The organism is Phenylobacterium sp., assembly GCF_035276905.1.
Lineage (GTDB): Bacteria > Pseudomonadota > Alphaproteobacteria > Caulobacterales > Caulobacteraceae > Phenylobacterium.
This window is the reverse complement of sequence record NZ_DATELG010000082.1, coordinates 1-6,136: the sequence shown is the minus strand read 5'-3', so window position 1 is coordinate 6,136 and position 6,136 is coordinate 1. Positions and strand designations below refer to the sequence as shown.

Here is a 6,136-nt window from a genome sequence, read left to right as displayed (position 1 = left end):
GATCGCGCGCTCGCGGTCGGCCGTCGGATCGAGCACCGCCACCGCCGCCTCGGCCGCCCGTCCGGCGGTCTCGCGGGCCCATGCCAGAGCCTCGTCCTCGGTCAGCGGCTCGACGTCCAGCTCGCGGTAGCGCGCGTCGATCATCGCCTCCAGCGGCTCGCGCGAAAGCCTCCGGCGGACGACTGCCCCGGCGAGGGCCTGGGCCGTGGGATGGCGGCGCACCGCGCGGCCTTCGAAGATCTCGTCCAGCACTTCGCGCCACCAGGTCAGGCGGATCTCGCCGAGCAAGGCGTTGGAGGCCACCCGCGGCGCCCGCGCCAGCTCGTGGTCGTAGGCGTAGATCGCCACGACGTCGGCCCGCTCGCCCGGGTCGGCGATGAAGCGGCTGGAGAGCCAGCGGTCCGGGTCTACCCGGCGCACCAGGGCGTCGAGGTCCTCGGGATCTTGGCGCGCGTCGCTGGGCATGGCGCGCTGGGTGGGGCCTCGGAAGTGGTTCGTCAACCTCCTCCCTGCCCTCGCTCCTCACCCGTGAAACGGGGGAGGGAGGACGCTCGAAAAAAAGGCCCGCCGTCGCCGGCGGGCCCTTCCCTTTTCGACGAGCTTCGGATCAGCCGAAGATGGTCTGGTTCATCGTCATGGTGACCAGCATCGGGATCGACAGCAGGGTGTTGGTCCGCGAGAACAGCATGGCCTTGCGCGCCGCCGCGGCCTTGGCGTCGGCGTCGGCCTCGACCAGGCCCAGCGCGATCTTCTGCGCCGGCCAGATGAAGGCCCAGACGTTGAAGAACATGATGGTCGCCAGCCACATGCCGAGGCCGATGAAGCTGTGCTGCGGGACCTTGAAGCCCTCGGTCGCGCCCAGCGTGATCGCCTGCAGCAGGTAGCCGCGGTCGAACGCCAGGATGATCCCCATCACCCAGGTGACCAGCGCCGCCCAGCGGAACCAGAACAGGGCTTCCGGCGCGATGAATTTGGAGACGCCCGGCTTCAGCTCGGCCGGGATCTTCGGCATCGTCGGGATCTGCACGAAGTTGAAGTAGTAGAGCAGGCCGATCCACATGATGCCGGCCAGGACGTGCAGCCAGCGGAACACCGCCTGCCAGAAGATCGCATCCGCGGAGCCGTAGTGCATGAAGTAGCCGGCGATGATGATCAGCGCCAGCACGAAGCTGACAATCACCGTGTTGCGCAGGTTCGCAAGTAGTCCAGCCATCGCTTCCCCCTATCCAATTCTGACGTGGCTGTAAGGTATAGGCCGCTTCGTTGCGGTCGTGAAGCAGTCGCGCCGCTTCAGATGGCGATCAACGCGGCGGCCAGCCGCCGTCCCTCGGAGGTGAGGACGTTGTAGAGCCGCGCCGCCGCCGGAGTATCCATGAACTCCAGCCCGATACCTGCGCGCTGCAGGGTCTCGCGCACCGCCCGCGGCGGCAGGGCGTTCTTCGCGCCCACGCCCAGCAGGACGAACTCCACCTCGCTGCGGCCGGCGTCGAGCACCGGCTGCAGGCTCTGCGGCGTCAGCTCGGCGAGCGAACCGACCGGCCAGACGCCGGCCTGGTCCTTGAGGATCAACAGCGACCCTTCATGGCGCACGCCGTCCAGGCGGAACCCGCCGTCGCCATAGGCGTCGATCGAGGGCGCGTCCCGGGCCATCGGAGGTGTCTCCTGTCAGCGGCGGCCCCTTCTCAGGGCCGGGCCTTCGCCGGCTTCAACGCTTCGGCCTCGTCTTCGCCGCCGCGCTTGACGCCCCAGAGCAGGATGACCGGCGCGGCGATGTAGATCGACGAGTAGGTGCCGATCAGGATGCCGAACAGCATGATCACCGACAGGCCCCACAGCGTCGGCCCGCCGAAGACGGCCAGCGCGACCAGGGCGAAGATCGCCGTCATGCTGGTGATGATCGTCCGGGTCAGCATCTCGTTGATCGACAGGTCGATCACCTCGGCCACCGGCATGCGCTTGTACTTGCGCAGGTTCTCGCGGAACCGGTCGAACACCACGACCGTGTCGTTCATCGAATAGCCGATGATGGTCAAGAGCGCCGCCACCGCGGTCAGGTTGAACTCGATGCGCGCCAGCGTGATCAGGCCGAAGGTCAGGAAGACGTCGTGGAACAGGGCCGCGACGGCGCCCAGGCCGAACTGCAGCTCGAACCGGAACCAGATGTAGACCAGCATCAGCAGGATCGCGCCGCCGAGCGCCAGGAGCCCCTTGGTCAGGAGCTCGCCCGAGACCTTGGGACCGACTACGTCGGTGCGCACGAACTTCACCGGCGAGACCGTCTGGGCGACCTTGGCCTTCACCGTCTCGACGACCTGGGCGGGGTTGGCCCCCTCAGGCGTCTGGAAGCGCAGCATGGCCGAGGACGGGGCGCCGAACCCCTGCACCTGGACGTCGCCCAGGTTCATCCCGTTCAGCGCGCCGCGCACCTTGCCGATGTCGACCGCGTTCGGCGCGGTGGAGATCTCCAGCACCGTGCCGCCCTTGAAGTCGATGCCGCAGGCCATTCCGAAGCACGGCGGCTTGAACGGATAGGCGGTGATCGCCAGGGCGGCGAAGACCGCCAGGATCGACACCGGGGCGAAATATTTCGCCAGCCGCACGAACTTGAAGTGCGTCCGGACCGGCAGGACCTTGATGAGGGGCCAGAATTTCATGATCGAGGCCTTCTCACGCGATCGGCAGGAATTTGGGCCGCGTGGCGCGGAACCACCAGGCGAGCAGCACCTGGGTGACCAGCACGGCCGAAAACACCGTCGTCAGCACGCCGATCGACAGCGTCCAGGCGAACCCCTTCACCGGCCCCGCCCCGAAGCCGAACAGGATCGCCGCCGACAACAGGTGGGTGATGTTGGCGTCCATGATGGTGCCCATGGCGCGCGAGAAACCGGCGTCCATCGAGGCGATCACGCTGCGCCCGGCGCGCAGCTCGTCGCGCATCCGCTCGTAGATAAGCACGTTGGCGTCCACCGCCACCGACAACGTGAGGATCAGGCCGGCGATGCCGGGCAGCGTCAGCGTCGCCTGGGTCACGCTCATCAGGCCGATGATCATCAGGCCGTTGACGATCAGGCCCAGCAGCGAGATCCCGCCGAACAGCCAGCCGTACATCACGACCATGAAGACCGCGACGCCGGCCAGGCCCACCGCCGCCGAGATGCCGCCGGCGCGGACGGCGTCGGCGCCCAGCTCGGCGCCGACGGTGCGCTGCTCCTCGACCTTCAGAGGCGCCGGCAGCGCGCCGGCGCGCAGCAGGATGGCGAGGTCGTTGGCCGATTCCTCGGTGAAGTTGCCGGTGATCTGGCCGCTGCCGCCGGTGATCGCGCTCTGGATCACCGGGGCGGAGATGATCTTCTTGTCCAGCACGATGGCAAAGCGCCGGCCGATGTTCTGGCTGGAGACGTCGCCGAAGCGCCGCGCGCCCTGGCCGTTGAAGCGGAACTGGACGATCGGATGGCCGGTCTGCTGGTCGAAGCGGGCCTGGGCGTCGACCAGCATCTCGCCAGTGACTTCGGCGCGCTTCTTGACGACATAGGCCGGGGCATAGCCGTCCGTGGACGGCAGCAGCTCCGAGCCCGGCGGCACGCGGCCAGCGGCGGCTTCCTGGGCGGTGACGCTGTCGTCAACCATCTGGAAGGTCAGCTTGGCGGTCTGGCCGACGACGGTCTTCAGCCGCTCCGGATCGCTTTCGCCGGCCGCCTCGATGACGATCCGGTCCTTGCCCTGGCGCACGATGTTGGGCTCGCGCGTGCCGAGCTGGTCGATGCGGCGGCGGATGATCTCGATGGACTGGTCGACGGCGCGCGCGGCGTCGGCGTCGAAGGCCTCCGGCACGAAGGCGATATTGAGCCGCTGGTCGGCGGCGGTGTTCACCGTCACGTCGCGGCCGCCCGCCACCCCGGCCAAGGGCGCGCCGACGGCGTTGCGCAGGGCGTTCTGCGCTTTGTTCACCTGGCCGGGATCGGTGATCCGCACCGACAGGGCGCCGCCCACCTGGCCCAGGTCCGTGAACGGGATCTGGCCGTCGGTCAGCGTCTTGCGCACGTCCTCGGTCAGGTTCGTCAGGCGCTCGTTGCGCAGCGCCTGGGTGTCCACCGAATAGAGCAGGTAGGAGCCGCCCTGCAGGTCGAGGCCGAGGTTCAGCGCCTTCTGCGGCACGAAGCCGGGAAGCTTGTCGCGCGCGTCGGGCGGCAGCAGGTTCGGAAGCGTGAAAAGAGCGCCGAAGATGGTCGCCAGAACGACGAGAAGCACCTTCCAGCGCGAAAGGGTCATCATGGCCCGGGTTTTCGCCTAGTTCTTGGAATCGTTCGCTGCCGCCGGCTCGCCGCGGGCGGTGACTTCGGCGATCATGCCCTTGCGCACCTTGACGGTGACGCCGGTGGCGATCTCCACGCCCACTTCCTTCTCCTCGACGCGCACCACCTTGCCGATGACGCCGGAGGAGAGCACGACGTTGTCGCCGCGCTTGATGGCCGCGAGCATGTCCTGGTGCTGCTTGGCCCGCCGCTGCTGCGGACGGATCATCAGGAAGTAGAACAGCACCACCAGCGCGATCAGCGGCAGAAACTGGATCAGCATGTCCTGGGGACCGCCCACGGGAGCGGCGCCGGCGGCTTGGGCATAGGCGGGGGTCGAGAACATGGCCTCTCCGGAAAGCGCGGACCGGGGGGCGGAAGGGAGCCCCTCGTTCGAAGTCGGCGGAAGCTATGCGCTGCGCCCTGGTTTTGCAATGGAACCGCAGGGGGGCTAAGCGTTCGCGCCATGGACGCCGAGCTTGCCCCCTTCCTGACCCGCATCGCCGAGGCCCTGGAACGCATCGCCCCGCCGGCGCCCGTAGCTCCGGACTTCACGGCCGCGCGCCTGTTCCGTCACGATCCCGAGACCGGCGCCTTCCATCCTGCGCCGGACTATCCGCTGGCGCTCGACAGCCTGGTGGGCATCGAGCGGCAGAAGGCGCGATTCCTCGAGAACCTCGAGCGCTTCGCCAAGGGCGTGCCCTACAACCACGTGCTGCTGTGGGGCGTGCGCGGCACGGGCAAGAGCTCGATCGCCAAGGCGGCCTTCATGACGGTCAGCGCCCATGAGCCGAACCTCAAGCTGGTCGAGGTCGACCGCGACCAGGTCACCGCCCTGCCCGCCCTGTTCGACCTGCTGCGCGAGCGTTCCGAGCGGTTCCTGGTGCTCTGCGACGACCTGTCGTTCGAGGAAGGCGCCGCGGCCGCCAAGGCGCTGAAGTCGGCGATGGAGGGCGGCGTCTGCGGTCCGCCCGCCAATGTGCTCTTCGTGGCCACCTCCAACCGCCGCCACCTGATGCCGCGGGCCCATACCGAGGACCGCGGCCTGATCGCCACCGCCGAGGACGCCGAGGAAGAGGTCAGCGTCTCCGACCGCTTCGGCCTGTGGGTCGGCTTTCCGGCCATGGACCAGCCGACCTACCTCGAGGCGGTGCGCGGCTACGCCCAGCGCTACGGCCTGGCCGCGCCCGACCTCGACCGCCGGGCCCTGCAGTGGGCGCAGCTGCGCGGCGGCCGCTCGGGCCGCATCGCCTGGCAGTTCATCCGCGACCTGGCGGGCGAGCAGGGCAAGCCGTTGCCGCTTTGAGCCTGCCGAAGGGCCTCACCCCTTCGGCAGCACCAGCTTCGGGTCCACCGGCTTGGCGCGCTCGAGCGGGCTCGAGGCGTAGCGGACCTCGAAGTGCAGCTGCGGCTCGGCCACGCCGCCCGTGGCGCCCGCCTGGCCGATCTCCTGGCCCTGGAGCACCTTCTGCTGCATCTTGACCATGACGCGCGAGAGATGGCCGTAGGCCGTGACCCAGCCGTCGGCGTGCTTGATCAGCACCAGGTTGCCGAAGCCCGGCACCTGGTCGCCGGCGTAGACCACGTCGCCGGCGGCGGCGGCCCGCACCGAGGTCCCCAACGGCGCACCGATGTTGAGCCCGTCGTTGCGCTGGCCCGGCGCCTTCGGTCCGAAGTCCGAGATGATCGCGCCCTGCAGCGGCCAGACGAACCGGCCCTTGCCGAGGTCCGACACCTGGGCGTCGCTGAGCGTCGTCGTGGGCGTTGGGGCGGCGGCCGGCGGCGGGACATAGGCGCGCGGCGCGGGCGTCGAGGAGCTGTAGGCGCCGGACGGCGGGGTGTAG

8 protein-coding genes are annotated in these 6,136 nt (G+C 69.1%); 1 reads left to right on the top strand and 7 read right to left on the bottom strand.

All coding sequences use genetic code 11. The features are described 5' to 3' along the window. The 6 genes from VJS38_RS03455 to yajC form a co-directional block, all read right to left on the bottom strand. Positions 1-501: squalene/phytoene synthase family protein (locus VJS38_RS03455; RefSeq protein WP_324086758.1), on the bottom strand; the 501-nt coding region annotated here is incomplete at its 3' end. Positions 502-607: 106 nt separating this feature from the next. Further along, the gene (locus tag VJS38_RS03450; protein ID WP_324086757.1) at positions 608-1,213 is read right to left on the bottom strand and encodes a urate hydroxylase PuuD; all 606 of its coding nucleotides are present in this window, start codon (positions 1,211-1,213) and stop codon (positions 608-610) included. A 77-nt stretch (positions 1,214-1,290) separates the two neighbouring features. Then, the gene (locus VJS38_RS03445) at positions 1,291-1,650 is read right to left on the bottom strand and encodes an Mth938-like domain-containing protein (RefSeq protein WP_324086756.1); all 360 of its coding nucleotides are present in this window, start codon (positions 1,648-1,650) and stop codon (positions 1,291-1,293) included. 32 nt (positions 1,651-1,682) lie between these two features. Then, a complete protein-coding gene (gene secF / locus VJS38_RS03440) occupies positions 1,683-2,654 on the bottom strand; it encodes a protein translocase subunit SecF (RefSeq protein WP_324086755.1) in 972 nt (323 codons plus the stop codon). Between the two features lie 13 nt (positions 2,655-2,667). Next, on the bottom strand, positions 2,668-4,272 hold the full coding sequence (gene secD / locus VJS38_RS03435) for a protein translocase subunit SecD (protein ID WP_324086754.1): 1,605 nt from the start codon (positions 4,270-4,272) through the stop codon (positions 2,668-2,670). A gap of 15 nt (positions 4,273-4,287) precedes the next feature. Next, a complete protein-coding gene (yajC, locus tag VJS38_RS03430) occupies positions 4,288-4,638 on the bottom strand; it encodes a preprotein translocase subunit YajC (RefSeq protein ID WP_324086753.1) in 351 nt (116 codons plus the stop codon). Between the two features lie 120 nt (positions 4,639-4,758). Here yajC and VJS38_RS03425 point away from each other — a divergent pair, with 120 nt between their 5' ends. Continuing rightward, positions 4,759-5,598 (top strand): ATP-binding protein, encoded by an 840-nt coding sequence (locus tag VJS38_RS03425; protein ID WP_324086752.1) that lies wholly within the window; start codon positions 4,759-4,761, stop codon positions 5,596-5,598. Between the two features lie 15 nt (positions 5,599-5,613). On the opposite strand, the gene VJS38_RS03420 is transcribed toward VJS38_RS03425, so the two are convergent. Beyond that, positions 5,614-6,136: M23 family metallopeptidase (locus VJS38_RS03420; protein ID WP_324086751.1), on the bottom strand; the 523-nt coding region annotated here is incomplete at its 5' end.

Excerpts from the sequence above, each read along its gene's own strand:
- VJS38_RS03450 (WP_324086757.1), bottom strand. The coding sequence starts at position 1,213 with ATGGCTGGACTACTTGCGAACCTGCGCAACACGGTGATTGTCAGCTTC.
- VJS38_RS03445 (WP_324086756.1), bottom strand. The coding sequence starts at position 1,650 with ATGGCCCGGGACGCGCCCTCGATCGACGCCTATGGCGACGGCGGGTTC.
- secF (WP_324086755.1), bottom strand. The coding sequence starts at position 2,654 with ATGAAATTCTGGCCCCTCATCAAGGTCCTGCCGGTCCGGACGCACTTC.
- secD (WP_324086754.1), bottom strand. The coding sequence starts at position 4,272 with ATGATGACCCTTTCGCGCTGGAAGGTGCTTCTCGTCGTTCTGGCGACC.
- yajC (WP_324086753.1), bottom strand. The coding sequence starts at position 4,638 with ATGTTCTCGACCCCCGCCTATGCCCAAGCCGCCGGCGCCGCTCCCGTG.
- VJS38_RS03425 (WP_324086752.1), top strand. The coding sequence starts at position 4,759 with ATGGACGCCGAGCTTGCCCCCTTCCTGACCCGCATCGCCGAGGCCCTG.